The following is a 16337-nucleotide window of genomic DNA, read 5'->3' as shown; positions in this document are numbered from 1 at the left end:
CGCGGCAATCTTCCGAGGCAAGGAGGATAGGACAAATGGCTCCCTACGACACGATAGCGCTGTTCGTAAGCGATCCTGCTGTGCTGGCCTCCTTGCAATTCGCCCTGACGGTCGAGGGCTTCGAACCGATCGTGGAAGCAACAGAGCCGGGAGCGCGGGCGGTCGTCATCGACCGAGGCAACCTTGCCGAAGGCCTGAAACTGCTGGACGAAATGCGCGGATCGGGCAATCAGGCCGCAGCGTTCATCCTCGCCACCTGCCCTCCGCCGAGACTGACGGCAACAGCCGCCGCGATGGGGGCAACACTTATCGAAAAGCCGCTGCGCGGCGACGAACTGGCCCGCGCGCTGCGGACCGGACTGCAAACCGAAAAGGTTGCGTGACATGAACGATCTTTCGATCACCGAAGGCGACATCGACCGTCTGGTGCCGGAATTCTACGCCAGGGTCCGCAAGGACGAAGTTCTCGGACCGATCTTCAACGGCGCGATCGAGGACTGGCCGGATCATCTTGAGCGGTTGAAAGCGTTCTGGTCGTCGATCATGCTCACCAGTGGCCGCTACAAGGGCCAGCCGCTCATCGCGCACGTGAAGCACGAAGCCCACATGACCCCGGAAAACTTCGCGCGTTGGCTGGAACTGTGGCGGCAGACGACCGGAGATATCCTCGGTCCGGACAAGGCCGAGCTGTTTCGCCAGAAGGCCGCGCGCATCGCCGAAAGCCTGACGATGGGCGTGCAGTTCTATCGCGAAAGGCAGCGGGCATGACCAGACTTCCGACTGGGCTGCTGGCCTACAAGCGCACGCCAACGTTTACAGAGGCGAGCATTCCCGCAGGCCTCCTGCGCGACCATTCCACCAAGGACGGAACATGGGGCCTGATCCACGTGGAGGACGGGCGCCTGCGCTATGTCGTGACCGATCCGCGCCGCGAAGGTGCCGAGCATATCCTGTCTGCAGATGGAGAGCCGGGCATCGTCGAGCCGACGATCCTCCATTTCGTGGAGCCGCTCGGCCCGGTGCGTTTTCACGTCGAGTTCCTGCGACGCGAGGCGTGAACGCCGGGCCTGCGGGGCAATCCGAGAGGCGATAATCGCGCACCCGAGGCGCTGATACGGGACAGGCGCGGTACGGATCGGCACATTGCGCGCGATGACACTGCCAAGCCTTTTCCGCCCCGCCGCACTGCCCGGCCTCGACCTGCCCAACCGCCTCGTCATGGCCCCCATGACGAGGCGCATGAGTCCGGGCGGCATCCCCGGCGCAGACGTCGCCGCCTACTACCGTCGCCGCGCCGAGGGCGGCGTCGGCCTCATCATCACCGAGGGTACCGGCATCGCAGATCCGGCCGCGCTGGCCGAGCGGGACGTGCCGGAGTTCCACGGCGATGCGCTTCGGGGATGGTCAACGGTGGTTGACGAAGTCCACGCGGGCGGCGCGAAAATCTTTCCGCAGTTGTGGCATGTCGGCAGCGCGCGGCGGCCGGACATGACCAACACCCCCGAAGTTCCGGCAGTGTCGCCGGCAGGCCTGTTCGCCCCCGGCCAGCCCAACGGCGAAGCGCTGGACGAAGCCCGGATCGGGCGGATCATCACGGCCTACGGCGAAGCCGCCGCACAGGCATTGCGGATGGGGTTCGACGGCATCGAACTGCACTTCGCGCACGGCTATCTGGTGGACCAGTTCCTGTGGGAGCCGACAAACGGACGGGCCGACGGATGGGGTCGCACGCCGTGGCTGTTGGCCCGCGAGGTGGTAGCCGAATGCCGTCGCCAGACGAATCCCGACTTCCCCATCTGCATGCGATTTTCTCAATGGAAACAGCAGGACTACGGCGCGCGCCTGTTCGCAGACCCGGCCTGCCTGGAGGCTTTCCTGGGCCCCATGGTCGATGCGGGCGTCGACATGTTCCATTGCTCCACCCGCCGGTTCTGGGAGCCCGAGTTCGCGGGAAGCCGGATGAACCTGGCCGGCTGGACGCGGCGCCTTTCGGGCAAGCCGGTCATCACCGTTGGATCGGTGGGGCTGGACGAAGACTTCCTCGTAACGCGCGTCGGCGATGACCCGACGGCAGACGGTGCAAGGCTTGAACTGCTCGAGGACATGCTGGCGACCGGCGAGGTCGATCTTGTGGCCGTGGGCCGTGCGCTGATCGGCGATCCGCAATGGAGTGCCAAGGTGCGCGAGGGACGGTTCGACCAGATCCGGACGTTCACGCGGGACGATCTGGCGCGCCTCGACTAGCCCTTGAGCAGAAGCGACTGCGCCCCCGTCGCGAGCAGGCGGCCCGACTGGTCCCAGAGCGTGACCTGCCCCTGGGCAAAGCCGGACGCAGACGAGGGAATGATCATGTCGCAGAGGCACCAGCCCGGCGCGGCGGCACCGGTAATCCGCAACGAATTGTCGAGGCTGTTGCCGCCGCCGCTACAACCCGTCGCGCGGCCCAGTGCAATAGGCAGAAAATCTGCAAACATGGCAAGGCTCGCCGCATCCAGTGGAGCCCCATCCTTGCGCCGCAACCAAAGGCGGGTTCGTCCGGAAGGGACTTCCGGCCCCCCTGCCTCGCGCACTTCGATGCCCTCGAGGTAACGCGCATTGTCATCCTGTGCAGGTAGCGTGGTGCACGGCGGGCAGTTGTCGGGCTGCGGGACTGGCGGGGCAAGCGCCCACTGGCGGGCAGAAAATCCCTCGCGCATGCCGAGGGAAATGCCGGAATGGAAAACGAGGCGACCGTCAACGGTCCCGGCGACCCGCGCCTGTGCGAGGGTCCTGCCGGATTGCAGCACTTCGACCGTAAGATCGAGAACCGAACCAAGCGGGGTGAAACTGACGAACTGCAGCGAGCCCTGCACCACCGGGCGCCCGACGGTTTCGGCAGCGACATCAAGGGCCAGCGCCATGCTGGCACCGCCGAACAGATAGGCATGTCCTGGAGGGCCTACCGCAAGGTCCGGCCCGACCGTGATCGCATAACGTGCATCGTCCTGGCGGACCAACGCGGGGAAGGCTTCCGTCATGACCGGATCAGGCTGGGGTCAGGCCCGGACGGCGTAGACCGGATCGTCCGGCCAGCGTCCGCCGACGGGCTTGCGCGCCCCGAAGCGCTCGTCCTCGGTGCCGGGCGGAAGGGGCATTTCCTCGACCCAGTCGAACACGACGAGACGGTTGAGCACGCGCCATTCGCCCGCGCGCTCGACGAACCAGTCGAGATAGCGGCCCTTCATGTCCCACTGGGTCAGCCGGCCGTCGGCACCGGGCTGGCGCTGGAAGGCAGAGAAATAGCTTTCCACCGCCGCGCCGCCTTCGCGAAACTCGATCAACACGTTGTGGATCTGGTGGATGCCGCGTTCAATGTGCGGCAAGGTCTTCATCGCCCATTCGATGAAGCCTTCGGCACTGCCGTTGTAGGGGCCGTGGGCATCGGTGCCATCGGGCCAGTACGCCGAACGAAGCATGGCCTCATCGGCCCGGTCGATCCCGCGGCAATAGCGGTAGAGGCAGTCGCGAATGCGCTCGCGTGCGACCAGTTCCTCGATGGTTCCGAGCATCACGCTGGTCATGCGGCAAACCTCGTTCTGTAGTGGTCGACCGAGCCGTGCGCGATCGCAAGCATCATCTGCCGTTTCAGATGATGGCTGACAATCAATTCGTCGCTGAAGCCGACGCCGCCGTGCAACTGCACGGCCTGTTGGCCGACATAGACGCCGCATTCGCCGATCCGCACCTTGGCCGCCGAAACCGCGCGCTGGAACGCCGCCTCGCCCTTGGGGATGGCCATTGCGACGTGGCAAAGCATGGCGCGCGCTTCTTCGCAAGCGATGCGCATGTCGACCATGCGATGCTGCAGGACCTGGAAAGTGCCGATCGGTCGCCCGAACTGTTCACGCGTGCGCAGGTATTCCAGCGTGATCGCGCTGACTGCCTCCATCGAGCCTACGGCTTCGGCGAGAAGCGCGCAGTTGGCGCGGGCAACGGCAGCCTCGATCAAGGGCAGGGCTTCGCCCAACGGGCCGAAAGCCTGCGCCGTCGTGCCTTCGAGCGTAAGCCGTGCGTGACGATGGCCGTCGATCGCACGGAAGCGTTCGACCTTGAGGCCCGGCGCATCGGCGGGAACGAGAAAGAGGGAAATACCATCGCGGTCCGCGACGCCGCCCGACGTGCGCGCGGGAACGATGAACCAGTCCGCATCGCCGCCGTCCTCGACATGGCATTTGGCGCCGGTCAGAGTCCAGTCGCCTCCGGCGCCTTGGGCGGTCGCGGCAACATGGTGCAGATCATAGCTGCCATCGTCTTCGAGAAGCGCCGCTGCGGCAATCGCCTCGCCCGCCCCGAGCTGGCCGATCAGGCCATGCATCGCTTCGCCGCCATGGGCCAGCAGCGCTGACGCAAGGACGCTGCTGGCGACATAGGCACCGGGCACAAGGTGGCGACCGAAGCCTTCGCCCAGCGCCATGAGTTCTACCACGCCGCCGCCAAGGCCCCCGCATTCCTCGGGGATGGGCAGGAGCAACCAGCCGAGTTCAGCCATCATCGCCCACTTGGCGGTTTCGGCACTACGGCCCTGCTGGACCAAGTGGTGACGATCCGCGGGAGGGAACTGCTCGGCGCCGAAGCGGTCGACGCTGTCGAGCAGCATTGCCTGCTCGTCTGAATAGGTGAAGCGCATCGCGAAGCTTATCCCTTCAGGCCCAGCGCACGCTGGGCGATGATGTTGTGCTGGATCTCGCTCGATCCGCCATAGATCGAGGTCACGCGGGAATGGAGCACGCCCTGCATGGCATAGGGCATGTCGGTGGGCAGGACCGAAGCGTGGTCGAGCGCGGCAAAGTGGGCGGCCTTTGGCCCGAGAGCGGCGATCCACAGAGCGGTGCCGGCCTGCAGGAGCTGCGACCAGCGAAGCTTGATCATCGACCCGAGCGGTCCCGAATCAACCCCTGCGCTGGCATCCGCCATTACGCGAAGGACCATCGTCTGGAGCGCGATCACCTCGATCTCGTACTGCGCCAGCTTGTCCTTGAAGTCCGGCTTGTCGAGCAGCGACACGCCCCCGATCGTGTGCCGAGAGGCCGCATCTCGGATCGCCTTGACCGTCTGGATCAGGAAGACCGCCACCGATGCAGTGACCATGCGTTCGCGGTCGAGCAGGACCTTGCCGTATTCCCAGCCGCGCCCTTCTTCCCCAACCAGGTTTTCGACCGGTACGCGAACGTCATCGAGGAACATCTCGTTGGTGTGGTGCTTCTCGTCCATAGTCGCGACCGGGCGGATGGTGATGCCCGGCGTCTTCATGTCGAGCAGGAACAGCGAGATGCCCTGCTGCCGCTTGGCCTCGTCAGAAGTCCGGGCCAGCACGAAGCAGTGGCTGGCGACGTGCCCGTAGCTGGTCCACGCCTTCTGCCCGTTGAGCACGTAGTGGTCGCCATCGCGCACCGCGCGGGTGCGGAGCGATGCAAGATCCGATCCGGCGTTGGGTTCGGAATAGCCCTGGCACCACCAGTCGTCGGCATTGACGATGCCCGGCAGAAAGCGCGCCTTCTGGGCGGCGCTGCCGTACGTGAAGATGATCGGGCCGATCAGCTCGAGCCCTTGGTGGAACTGGGCGGGGGCATCGGCCTCGGCAGCCTCGGTCCAGAAGATGTACTGACGGATCGGGCTCCAGCCGGTGCCACCGTACTGGGCAGGCCACGTGGGCGCGCCCCAGCCCTTTGCGGCGAGGCGCTTCTGGTATGCGATCAGCTCTTCGGGATGGAGGCGCAATCCTGCACGGACGCGGGTGCGCCACTCCTGGGGGATGCCGGTGGTGAAGAATTCGCGCACTTCCTCGCGAAAGGCGACATCGGCGGGATCGAGTTCAAAGTCCATTGGGCTAGCCTGCGTTGGATCGGGCGGTGAAGAGGCTTTCGGCAATGCCGCGCACGCCAAGTCCTCGAACGACGGCGATGCGCCCGCCATCGGGATGATCGGTGACGAGGTTGTGGCCGGAATTGGCGATGGAGGTAACGTACAGGGTATCGAGCTGCGGCCCTCCGAATGCCGGGCACGAGGGATAGGGCATCGGCATGTCGATCCGACGGATCAGTTCGCCCGCAGGACTGACGCAGGCGACGGCCTGATCGAGTACAAGTGCAATCCAGAGATTGCCCTCCGCATCGATCGTGGCGCCATCAGGAGCCTGACCGATGGACTTGAGATCGATCGTGCCGACGCGGGCACCGACGGTGCCCGTAGCAGGATCGTAGGCATGGCAGCGGATCGCGCCGTCGAGGCTGTCGGCAAAGTAAAGCCGTGACCCCTCGGGCGAAAAGCAGGTGGCATTGGAGATGCGCATCCCGCGGGCCACCGGGGCAAGCGCACCGTTTGCCGCAAGCTGGAACAGCGTCCCGGTCGCCCCTTCGGCCATGCGGGTCTCCCCGCAAATGTAGTGGTTTCCGCCGCGATCCACCTTGCCATCATTGAGGCGCATGGCGCCATCGTTTCCGGGAACCGCAGCAAATGGCGTTGCCCGACCGGTAGCCCCGTCGATCAGCGCGAAATGATCGGAGAACGCAGCGACCAAGCCGGTTTCCGCAAGACCAATGCTGCCGACCATCGCTTCGTAACGCCACGATACCAGAGGCACGCCTTCTGGCGTGGCCGCGTGGATCGAGTTTCCAACGGCATCCACCCACCACAGCCTTCGCCCCCGTGCATCCCACACCGGGCTTTCGCCCAGCAGGCAACGGTGGTCACCCAGGAAGTCGATCTCGACCATCACCCATCGCTCTCCCATGCCGGAGCGCGGTACGGCTCCGGTCAGGGATGCAGACTATTCGCGAGCGGGGGCTGCATGCACCTGATCGGCGCATGCGCACGAGACAATCATGTCCGCGATATTCCGCCGGGAGCAGGCCGGAAGGTCGTGACGAGTTCGCGAAGCGTCTCGACGATCTGGTCCTTGCGATCCGCGATCCGACCAGCCAGCCCGCCGACGCCAAGCGCCAATGGAACGCCATAGAGATCAGCATCGAGCGCCATGGTGATCGAGGACACGGCGGGCGTCGGCCGGTTGGGCACATAGGCATAGCCCACGTTCCGCACCCAATCGACCTGCTGCATGATCTGCGCATAGGATACGCGGAGATCATCGCCGCTGTTGTAGGCGTTGGAGTAACGCACCAGCTTGTCGATCGCACGGTCGTCCATTCGCGCCATGAGCGAAAGCCCGGCTGAAGAATCGACAAGCTTGCGCATGGCTCCGACCTGGGGGGCCATCTGGTGTTCGTGATCTGGAGTTAGCAGGATGATGTACTGCACGAACAGATCGTTGCGGGTGATGAGCGCAACCGTTTCATCGGTCCGGCGCTGCAGTTCCTCGACCAATTCGCGGTAGCCGCCTGCGGCCTGGATGTAGCCGGGCAACCAGTTGCCGAGCATGCTGACGCGCGTGGTCGGCAGGTAAGTGCGATGGTCGCGATCGTAGTTGAGATAGCCGCACATCACCATGCTCTTGAGCAGCGCAGTGGTGCTGGATTGCGGATAGCCGAGCGCCGAGTGGATGTCCTGCAGGCGCAGCGGGGCGCGACGCTCAGCGAAGAGTTCGAGGACTTCGAACGTACGGAGCGCGGACTTGACCGCGGGTTGCGACATGGTTCTCCCTCGGCGATTGATGCTGGCCTGCGGCAGGTTTCATGCCTGCGATCATGGCTCCCGTAAAGGCGCAGCGCGGGGGCGGGCACGGCTCATGCGCAGGTTCGCGCCGCCGTCGCAGGGAACGGCCTGCCCGCTGACGCCATCCGATGCAAGCAGCGCGCTGGCAAGCGCGGCGACCTGGAGGGCGTGGCAAGGATCGTCCGAGGGCGCGGCGATGAGGTTGATCGTCACGCCATGCGACATGAATTCCAGCGCGACCGAGCGCATCAGCCCGGTCGCTCCCGCTGCGAAGGCTCCGGAAAGCACCGCATCCCAGTCGCCTAGGCCCGCAATGGAGCCGACGAGAACGATGCGGCGGTGGAGCGGGAGCAGGTCAGCGAGAGTCTGGGCCAGGTCGGCTAGCGGAACGACGAAGGCGGATTCAAAGTCGGCGTCGCCAAGCCCCGCCAGTGCGGCGGCGCGCGGTGGGGGCATGGCATCGACCAAGGCCGACGGGATGCCTGCGGCAGTGACAAGACGTGCGGCGGTATCGGTCAGACTGCCGGGCCGAGCGCGAACGGTCAGCATGGCGCGACGCCGAGCGACTTGCCACCGTCCACCAGCAGGACCTGCCCGTTGACCGCGCGCCCGGCCGCAGAGGCGAGGTAAGCGACGGCACCGGCGATCGTCGCAGGTGGCATGGGCCCACCGCCGGGTTCCAGCCGGGCAAGGCGGGCGCGCATTTCGGAGGTGAAGTCATCGATCATGCGTGTCTCGACCATGCCAGGAGCGACCGCGTTCACGCTGATTCCGCGCCAGCGCAGTTCTACCGCCAGCGAACGGACCATGCCGACGACCGCTGCCTTGGACGCGACATAGTGCGCTGCCCCTGCCCCGCCGAGATAGCCGCGCGAGGCGATGGCAACGATTGCGCCCCCTTCCATCCGCCGGGCCGCCTCGCGCGCCAGCAGGAAGGTGCCGCCAACGTTCACCCTTAGCATTCGTTCGAACGCGGCGCGGCTGATGTCCTTCAACGGCAGGAGTTCGGCCGCTATGCCGGCGCAATTGACGACCACGTCGAGCGGTGGAAGCCGGTCGACGAGCGCGGCCACCTGCGCAGAAGCGGTGACGTCAAGCACGGCAGGGGAAATGTCGTTCCACTGCCCTGACGCCCGCCGCAGCGCCGCCTCGTCGAGATCGGCGGCCGTGACATCCCAGCCCTGCCCGGCAAGCAGTTCGGCCACGGCGCGGCCGATGCCCTGCGCGCCGCCGGTAACAAGGGCGTGGGGCCGCACCGGTCAGGCCGCGAGGGCGAGGTGGGCCACGGCGAGTTCGGTCGCGCGGCGGTAGTCGGACTTGCCGCTGGCATGGCGCGGAAGATCGTCGAGGACGATGATCCGGCGCGGCAGCTTGTAGCGCGCAAGGTCTGCTGCAAGCGCCGTGCGTGCGGCGTCCTCGTCGTAGGTCGCGCCAGTGCGGACCAGGGCGACGACGGCCTTGCCCCAAGTCTCGTCCGGCACACCGACAACGATGGCGTCCTCGATGCCCGGGGCTCGCTTGAGTGCTTCCTCGACTTCCTCGACGAAGACCTTTTCGCCGCCGGTATTGATGCACAGATTGCCGCGACCGATCAATCGAATGAGACCCTCGACAGTACGTTCGGCCATGTCGCCGGGGATGGCATAAGTGATGCCGCCAATGGTGCGATAGGTCTGCGCGGTCTTTTCCGGATCGCCGAAATAGCCTTGCGCGAAAGGTGGGCGGCGGGCGAGCCAGCCTGTGCCGGGTTCGTCGTCGGCCAGCACGCGGTCGGTGTCGACGTCGATGATGACGGTCTGGCGACCTGGCTCGAAATAGCCGGTAGGTGTCTCACGCGTGGCGGTCGTCACGGCATAGCCGAAACCCGAGGCCTCGGACGCACCGAGGATATCCACCAGCGTCAGCTGCGGAAGTTGGCGGACAAGGCCACGCTTCACTTCCTCGCTCCACATCAGGCCGGCCGAGGAAATGACCTTGAGACATGACAGGTCCCAGCGACCCGGTTCAGCCTCGAGCGCCTGAAGCATCGGCCGGGCGAAAACGTCGCCGACGATCAGGATGCGCGTGACCTGGTGCCCCTCGACCTGATCCCATAGATCGTCGGCGCGAAAGCTGTCCTTTTCCAGCAACACCGCAGTGCCGCCCATCAGGAGTTCCGCCATCGAACTGTTGAGCCCCGCCCCGTGCATCAGCGGACAGGCCGGAAGCACGCGGCCCGGGGTGATGTTGGCCGCAACCTGCTTCGCGTGGTCCTCCAGGGTCAGCACCGGATTGCGCACCGTTGGCGCCTCAAGCTGTACCGCGCGTGCATCGCCTGCCGCCCACATGACGCCCTTGGGGCGCCCGGTGGTGCCGCCGGTATAGAGGAGATAGCCGTCCTCGGGGGACCGGGCGATGCCGAGCGGCGTGCCGTCGCCCTCTTCGACCATCCGGTCGTAGCTGCCCTCCCCGCCGATCTGCACGACGAGCCTCAGATGATCGAGCGCGGCAGGGAGGGGCTCGACGACGCCTGCAAATTCGTCCTGATGGAACAGCGCTGCCGCGCCGCAATCGGCAAGGACATATTCGATTTCGGCGGTGGTGTAGCGGTAGTTGATGTTGACGTGGGTCAGGCGCGCCTTGAACGCGGCGCAGGCGATCTCGATAAATTCGGGAATGTTGCGCGCGAGGATGGCCACGCGGTCTCCGGTCTTCAGGCCACTTGCCAGCATCGCGCGGGCGAGCCGGTTGGTGCGGCAATCGAATTCGCCCCACGCGATCGTCCGGTCGCCCCGCACGAGCGCGGGACGGTCCGTCGGGACATTGGCGGCGGCGATATCAAGCAGGTCGCCGAAGTTCCAGTTGCCAGCAGTCATCGTCGCGCGCTCCCCGTCAGCGACCGAGGAAAACCGGGGGGCGCTTCTCCACGAAAGCAGCCACGGCCTCTGCCGCATCTTGGGAAGTGGCAAGCTTTGCGGTATTGCCCTGTTCGTAGACGTAGCCGTCACGCAAGGTCATGTTTTCGATCGTGCGCATGCTGTCCTTGGCGAGGCGGGTAGCCAGCGGACTCTTGGCGGCGATGTTGCGGGCCATGTCCATAACCCAGGGCATCAGTTCCTCGGGCGGCAGGCAGGCCTCGATCACACCACGCCTGTAAAGCTCCTCGGCGGGCGCACGGTAGCCGGTCAGCATCATCCGGCGCACGAGCGAATGCGGCAGGATGCGTTCGGCGTGCTTTCCACCGCCCATCAGGCCGACGTCCACCTCGGGCAGGCCAAACACGGCATTTTCGGAAGCAACGATGATGTCGCAGCTTGCCACGAGGCCAAGCCCCGCTCCCAGTGCCGGACCGTTGACCGCCGCGATGGTCGGCTTGGCGTTGTCAATGATGCAATAGCTGACTTCGCGCACCTTGCGGTTGCGCGCCCAGCGTGCGCCGGGGGCGGAAAGGTCGGGTCGGTTGCGCAGGTCCGCACCTGCGGAAAAGCACTTGCCCGCGCCGGTCAGTACGGCCACGCGCACGTCGTCCCGGTCGTTGAAGCTGTCGAACGTGGCGATCAGTTCGTCCACGAGGTCCATGTTCTGGGCATTGACCGGAGGATTGTCGATCGTGACCACGGCCACGTAATCGCTGACGTCCAACCTTACCTGACTCATCGCTTCTCTCCCGAAATCTGATTGAACCGGAACCTATGGAAGCATGACCCGCTTGGCACGGATACCACCGGACCCCGGGGCAACTATTGCATATGCGATTGGCCCCAAGACGCTTCAGGGCATCGGTCCATCGGGCGGATGCCCGCTGGCAAGATAGCCGCCATCCACCTGAAGCGTGGCGCCGGTAACATAGGATGCCGCATCCGAGGCCAGAAACGCGATGGCGTCCGCCACTTCGTCAGGCTGACCAAGGCGCGCCACCGGTATGCGCCGGACGACGGAGTTCATGTCGCGCTCTCCCGAAGCCAGCAAGGCCTGCACTGCGGGGGTCAGGATGTATCCTGGCGCGACCGCATTCACCCGGATGCCATGCGCGGCCCATTCGCAGGCGAGACTGCGGGTGAGCATGGTGACGGCAGATTTCGACGCGCAATAGGCATTGCGCCCCGGCAAACCGAGCGATGCCGTGATGGAGGAAAGATTGACAATGGCCCCACCGCCCGCGCCGATCATCTGCCGCGCAGCCGCGCGCGATGCATGGATAGTGCCCTTCACGTTCACGTCGATCGTGCGGCGGAAGTCGGCAAGCGCCTGGTCGGCAGACTTCGCCATGGGTTCGACGATACCGGCATTGTTGACCAGCAGCGTCACCGGGCCGAGCTGGCCAGCGATGCCTGCCATCGCGCTCTCGACCGAGGCTTCGCTGGCGATGTCGGCCTGCCACGCAGGGTGTGGTCCGTCCGCGATTTCCCGGCTGTCGATTATCGCCACGAGCCAGCCGAGCCCGGCAAGCCGGTCTGCCACAACGGCGCCGATGCCGCTCGCCCCGCCGGTCACGCAAGCGACGTCGCCCGCGCGCACCGGGCGGTGCGGCATGACGGCGGTGGAGGCCTTGCCCGAACCGCCATACGCATCGACCCCACCATCGACCGAAAGCAGGCTGCCGCAATGATAACCCCCGCGCGCGAGGTAATGGACCGCCTCGGCAATCTCATCTGTCCGGCCGAGCCTTCCCATCGGTATTGCGCCGGCAGCGGCGGCGCGGTCGAACTTGCCCTCCCGCTCCAGAGCAAGGAGAATTTCGGTGTCGATGTATCCCGGCAGCACGGCGTTGACGGCGATACCCTGGGGGCCAAGCTCTATCGCCATCGCGCGGGTCATGCCGATGACGCCCGCCTTTGTCATGCTGTAGGCGGCACGGCCCGGCAGCGCGCGCAGTGCCGCGCCCGATGCGACGTTGACGATTGCCGCGCCACGCCGTCCGGCAAGGATCGTCCGCAGCGCAGCGCGCACAACCAGATAGGGACCTTCGAGATTGACGCCTATCAGCCGGTCGATATCCTCCGGCGGTACGTCAAGAAGCGGCCGGGCAAAGCGATCCACCACCCCGGCGTTGTTGATCACGACATCGAACGCGCCGAACTGCTGCAGAAGACCGTCCATCGCGTGCTCGACCGCCGCTTCGTCCGAAACGTCCAGTTGCAGCGCGACATGCCGCGAGCCGAGCCTTTCAGCCTCGAAAGTGCACGCCGCCAAGTCGCGGTCGGCCATGACCACGCGATCACCGGCCCTGGCAAAGCGGTGGGCACACGCCAGACCGATGCCGCGGGCCGCGCCGGTCACCAGAACGAGGCGCGCACGCCCTTCCCTTTGTTTCGCTTCCACGCAGGCCTCCCGGTCCATCCTTGCTGGTGGAAGCGTCCCCTACGCTTGCTCGCGGGTCAAAAGTCACCGGACGGTGCCTTGCGGTTATCATGCACGGAATAATCTGGCCGACCGCTTGGCGCCCCCGCTGCGAATGCATCGTTGCCGGTTAAGCCCGTGCCAAAGCGAAAGGATACGCCATGGACACGGGATTGGCCAAGCAAACGGCCGGAGAACTGGAAGGCAAGGTCGCAATCGTGACCGGCGCATCGCGCGGTTTAGGCAAGGCGATTGCTGCGCTCTATGCTGCGGAAGGCGCGCACGTGGCGCTCGTCGATCTAAAGCAGCACTGGGCGGAAGCCGCAGCAACGGAAATCGGCAATGGCGCCATCGGACTTGGTGCAGACGTGTCGGACCGTGCCGCATTGACGGCGGCGATTGATGAGGCCGCCGCACGGTTCGGCAAGATCGACGTGCTGGTCAACAATGCGATGTGGAACAGCTATGACCTGATCGCCGACATCACCCCCGAAATCTTCGCTCGGATGACTGGCGTTGGCCTGGGCGGGATCGTCTGGGGCATCCAGGCGGTGTTGCCGCACATGCCCGAAAGCGGCGGGGCCATCGTCAACATCGGTTCGATGGCCGGGCGTTTGGGGAGCGCGGGCGCGCTGCTCTATGCTGCGGTCAAGGCGGGCGTGGACGGCCTTACCCGTTCTGCTTCGGTCGAGCTTGGCCCGCGCAGCATCCGCGTAAACGCGATCGCGCCTTCGACCGTGGCGACGGAAGGCGTGAAGGCGATCCTCACGCCCGAGCAATTCGAAAGCCGCGTTGGACAGACGCCGCTCGGCAGGCTGGGCGAGATTGACGACATTGCCCAGGCAGCGCTCTGGCTGGCAGGCGCGCGATCGGGCTTCGTCACGGGCCAATCGCTTGCCGTGGACGGAGGCCTTGGCCACACGCTGCGACGCTAGAACCCGAATCGCCAGTATGATTCTGGCGCCACCGGACCGCTCCGGATTGCCGATGAGGCATCATGCGGGCGATGAAGGGGCACCACAAGGAATTCGAGACAAATGCCGGAGGCGGCACACAACGGGCGCATTTGCCCGAGCGATGTCGTGCGGCCCGCAACTGGCAGGCAGAACATCTACAGAAGAAAGGGGATGGGGATGAAGAGGGTAGCACACCTGCGGCTCGTGGCCGTACTGGGAACGAGCGCGCTGGCACTTCTCGCCGGTGGACAGGCTTACGCGCAGGAAGCAGTGGCACCGCAGGAGCAGGCCACCGAGGCATCGGTGTTCGGCGACATCGTCGTCACCGCCACCAAGAAGGCGAACGCGCAGAACGTGCAGGACGTGCCGATTGCCGTCACCGCTTTCGGCTCCGAACAACTCGAAAGCCAGCACGTGCGCACGCTCGACAACCTGGGCTATAGCGCACCCAACGTGCAGCTCGACGACGTCGGCACCGCACCAGGCTTTGCCAATTTCTCCATCCGCGGCCTTGGCATCAACAGCTCGATCCCCTCTATCGATCCAACCGTCGGCGTATTCGTCGACGGCGTCTACATGGGCATCAGCGCCGGCATCCTGTTCGACACCTTCGACCTCGAAGGCGTCGAAGTGCTGCGCGGCCCGCAGGGCCTGCTGTTCGGCCGCAACGTGACGGGCGGCGCGGTCGTGGTGCGCACATCCACCCCCGGCAACGACCTCAAGATCGAAGGGCGCCTAGCTGCGGAAACCGGCCTCAACAAGATCGCCAGCGCAGTGGTCTCCGGGCCGCTGATCAAGGACAAGCTGGCCGCCAAGGTCGCGGTCTACTACAATGACGACGACGGCTGGTTCACCAACAAGTTCAACGGCAACAAGAACTTCGGCGCTTCCAAGACGCTGATCGTGCGCTCCGCCCTGCGCTACACGCCGACTTCCGAGGTTGAGGCGGTGGCCCGTTACGAACATGGACGCGTGCGCGGCGACGGCGCGGTAGTGAGCAACTTCGGCCTCTTCCGCCGCGAGAGCTTCGGTATCAGCGTCGACGAGGAAGGCGTTACCCGAAACGACTGGAACCAGGCGTCGCTGGAACTGAACATCGACACCGATTTCGGCAACGGCAAGATCACCAACATTGCCGCATACCGTGACTTCAAGGGCTTCGTGACGAGCGATATCGACTCCTCGCCCAGCTACACCTTCCACGCAGACACGCTCACCCGGCAAGACCAGTGGAGCAATGAACTTCGCTATGCCGGCACGTTCGGTGCGCTGGAGCTGACCACCGGGCTCTACTACTTCCAGCAGGATATCGACTACATCGAACTGCGCCGTCTTGCGGCGGGAGCGCTCAAGATCTCCGGCGGCGGCAAGCAGCACCAGAAGACGTTCGGCGCCTTCGTTTCGACCGACTGGCACGTCACCGATACAGTGACGCTGAACGGCGGCGTCCGCTATTCGTGGGAGCGCAAGAGCGCCAAGGTTGCAAATCTCGCCGGCAACCTGTGCGACCCGATCGTCACGAAGACCTGCAGCACCTATGGTTTCTCCAACAGCAAGAGCTGGAGCGATCCGACCTTCCGGGTGGGCGCGCAATGGCAGCCGACGAACGAGACCCAGGCCTATGCATTCTTCGCCCGCGGTTTCCGCAGCGGCGGCTACAACTTCCGCAATGGCAATGCCGCAGAAGCCCCGGGGCCGTTCGACGCCGAGAAGCAGAACTCGTTCGAGGCAGGCATCAAGCAGGACTTCGGCCGCACGCTGCGCCTGAACCTTGCGGCATTCCACAACACCGTGCTTGGCCTGCAGCGCGAGATCATCCGCCCGGTCCTGCCGATCGGCACGACGCAGGTCATTCGCAATTCCGCGAACGTCCGCATCCAGGGCATCGAGGCGGAAGCCGTGCTGCGCGTTGGCGACCACCTCACCTTCAACGGCCAGTTCGGCTATACCAAGGCCAAATACACGAAGATCCTCTACGACCTGACGGGCGACGGCGCGATCAATGCCAAGGACTTTGCCCTCAAGCCGCCGCGCCTGGCACCCTGGACCTATGGGGTGAGCGCCAATTTCGCGCATGAAGTGACAGGTGGCGGCGAAGTGACGGCGCGCCTCGGCTATGCCCATCGCGATGCGGCCTGGTCGAACGATGCCAACACCGGCCTGCTGAGCAAGGCAGACATGGTCGACGCGAACCTCTCCGTAGAGACGGCCGGTCGCAGGTGGAAGTTCTCGGTCTACGGCACCAACCTGCTGAACGACCAGACCGAGGGCAACGTCTCGAGCCTCCCGTTCTTTGCCGGATCGACCTTCGCGTCGATCAACAAGGGACGTGTCGTCGGGGCCGAAGTTCTGTTCCGCTACTGACCTGCCGACGCGGGGCCTCCCTCCCTTGGCCCCGCGTCACCTCCCCCGATA

At 65.3% G+C, this 16337-nt stretch carries 17 protein-coding genes; 6 read left to right on the top strand and 11 right to left on the bottom strand.

Annotated features, from left to right (window positions below; all coding sequences use genetic code 11):
• The first annotated feature begins 35 nt into the window (after nucleotides 1-35).
• The 4 genes from SARO_RS07890 (at nucleotide 36) to SARO_RS07875 (ending at nucleotide 2244) form a co-directional block, all read left to right on the top strand.
• The gene (locus SARO_RS07890) at nucleotides 36-383 is read left to right on the top strand and encodes a hypothetical protein (RefSeq protein WP_011445225.1); all 348 of its coding nucleotides are present in this window, start codon (nucleotides 36-38) and stop codon (nucleotides 381-383) included.
• Between the two features lies 1 nt (nucleotide 384).
• Nucleotides 385-768, top strand: coding sequence for a group III truncated hemoglobin (locus tag SARO_RS07885; RefSeq protein WP_011445224.1), 384 nt, complete (start codon nucleotides 385-387; stop codon nucleotides 766-768).
• Entirely contained in the window at nucleotides 765-1058 is a 294-nt protein-coding gene (locus SARO_RS07880; protein WP_011445223.1) for a DUF1971 domain-containing protein, read from the top strand. The genes SARO_RS07885 and SARO_RS07880 overlap by 4 nt, the downstream gene beginning before the upstream one ends.
• Before the next feature lie 94 nt (nucleotides 1059-1152).
• Complete coding sequence (locus SARO_RS07875) at nucleotides 1153-2244, top strand: NADH:flavin oxidoreductase (protein ID WP_011445222.1); 1092 nt, start codon at nucleotides 1153-1155, stop codon at nucleotides 2242-2244.
• Here the strand turns inward: SARO_RS07875 and SARO_RS07870 are convergent.
• The 11 genes from SARO_RS07870 to SARO_RS07820 all read right to left on the bottom strand — a co-directional run bounded on the left by SARO_RS07870 (nucleotide 2241) and on the right by SARO_RS07820 (nucleotide 12948).
• Nucleotides 2241-3017: an acyl-CoA thioesterase gene (locus SARO_RS07870; RefSeq protein ID WP_011445221.1), complete on the bottom strand. Its 777-nt coding sequence runs from the start codon at nucleotides 3015-3017 to the stop codon at nucleotides 2241-2243. The two genes, SARO_RS07875 and SARO_RS07870, sit on opposite strands and share 4 nt — an antisense overlap.
• Nucleotides 3018-3035: 18 nt before the next feature.
• Nucleotides 3036-3560, bottom strand: coding sequence for a nuclear transport factor 2 family protein (locus SARO_RS07865; protein ID WP_011445220.1), 525 nt, complete (start codon nucleotides 3558-3560; stop codon nucleotides 3036-3038).
• Nucleotides 3557-4666 (bottom strand): acyl-CoA dehydrogenase family protein, encoded by a 1110-nt coding sequence (locus tag SARO_RS07860; RefSeq protein WP_011445219.1) that lies wholly within the window; start codon nucleotides 4664-4666, stop codon nucleotides 3557-3559. Before SARO_RS07860 ends, SARO_RS07865 begins: the two co-directional genes overlap by 4 nt.
• Before the next feature lie 8 nt (nucleotides 4667-4674).
• A complete protein-coding gene (locus SARO_RS07855) occupies nucleotides 4675-5862 on the bottom strand; it encodes an acyl-CoA dehydrogenase family protein (protein WP_011445218.1) in 1188 nt (395 codons plus the stop codon).
• A gap of 4 nt (nucleotides 5863-5866) precedes the next feature.
• The gene (locus SARO_RS07850) at nucleotides 5867-6751 is read right to left on the bottom strand and encodes an SMP-30/gluconolactonase/LRE family protein (protein WP_011445217.1); all 885 of its coding nucleotides are present in this window, start codon (nucleotides 6749-6751) and stop codon (nucleotides 5867-5869) included.
• A 107-nt stretch (nucleotides 6752-6858) separates the two neighbouring features.
• Nucleotides 6859-7626 carry an IclR family transcriptional regulator gene (locus SARO_RS07845; protein WP_011445216.1) on the bottom strand — a complete coding sequence of 256 codons (768 nt, stop codon included), beginning with the start codon at nucleotides 7624-7626 and terminating at the stop codon, nucleotides 6859-6861.
• A 51-nt stretch (nucleotides 7627-7677) separates the two neighbouring features.
• The gene (locus tag SARO_RS07840; protein WP_011445215.1) at nucleotides 7678-8196 is read right to left on the bottom strand and encodes a short-chain dehydrogenase/reductase; all 519 of its coding nucleotides are present in this window, start codon (nucleotides 8194-8196) and stop codon (nucleotides 7678-7680) included.
• On the bottom strand, nucleotides 8190-8903 hold the full coding sequence (locus SARO_RS07835) for an SDR family NAD(P)-dependent oxidoreductase (protein WP_011445214.1): 714 nt from the start codon (nucleotides 8901-8903) through the stop codon (nucleotides 8190-8192). The genes SARO_RS07840 and SARO_RS07835 overlap by 7 nt, the downstream gene beginning before the upstream one ends.
• Nucleotides 8904-8906: 3 nt before the next feature.
• Nucleotides 8907-10502: an acyl-CoA synthetase gene (locus SARO_RS07830; RefSeq protein WP_011445213.1), complete on the bottom strand. Its 1596-nt coding sequence runs from the start codon at nucleotides 10500-10502 to the stop codon at nucleotides 8907-8909.
• A gap of 16 nt (nucleotides 10503-10518) precedes the next feature.
• Nucleotides 10519-11283: an enoyl-CoA hydratase/isomerase family protein gene (locus SARO_RS07825; protein ID WP_011445212.1), complete on the bottom strand. Its 765-nt coding sequence runs from the start codon at nucleotides 11281-11283 to the stop codon at nucleotides 10519-10521.
• Between the two features lie 114 nt (nucleotides 11284-11397).
• Nucleotides 11398-12948: an SDR family oxidoreductase gene (locus tag SARO_RS07820; RefSeq protein ID WP_011445211.1), complete on the bottom strand. Its 1551-nt coding sequence runs from the start codon at nucleotides 12946-12948 to the stop codon at nucleotides 11398-11400.
• A gap of 179 nt (nucleotides 12949-13127) precedes the next feature.
• On the opposite strand from SARO_RS07820, the gene SARO_RS07815 reads away from it, so the two are divergent.
• Nucleotides 13128-13901 (top strand): SDR family NAD(P)-dependent oxidoreductase, encoded by a 774-nt coding sequence (locus tag SARO_RS07815; protein WP_011445210.1) that lies wholly within the window; start codon nucleotides 13128-13130, stop codon nucleotides 13899-13901.
• A gap of 198 nt (nucleotides 13902-14099) precedes the next feature.
• Nucleotides 14100-16286 carry a TonB-dependent receptor gene (locus SARO_RS07810; protein WP_234007422.1) on the top strand — a complete coding sequence of 729 codons (2187 nt, stop codon included), beginning with the start codon at nucleotides 14100-14102 and terminating at the stop codon, nucleotides 16284-16286.
• The last annotated feature ends 51 nt before the right edge of the window (nucleotides 16287-16337 follow it).

Source organism: Novosphingobium aromaticivorans DSM 12444 (assembly GCF_000013325.1).
GTDB lineage: Bacteria > Pseudomonadota > Alphaproteobacteria > Sphingomonadales > Sphingomonadaceae > Novosphingobium > Novosphingobium aromaticivorans.
Note: the sequence above shows the minus strand (reverse complement) of the source record. Positions and strands in the feature narration are given on the sequence as shown.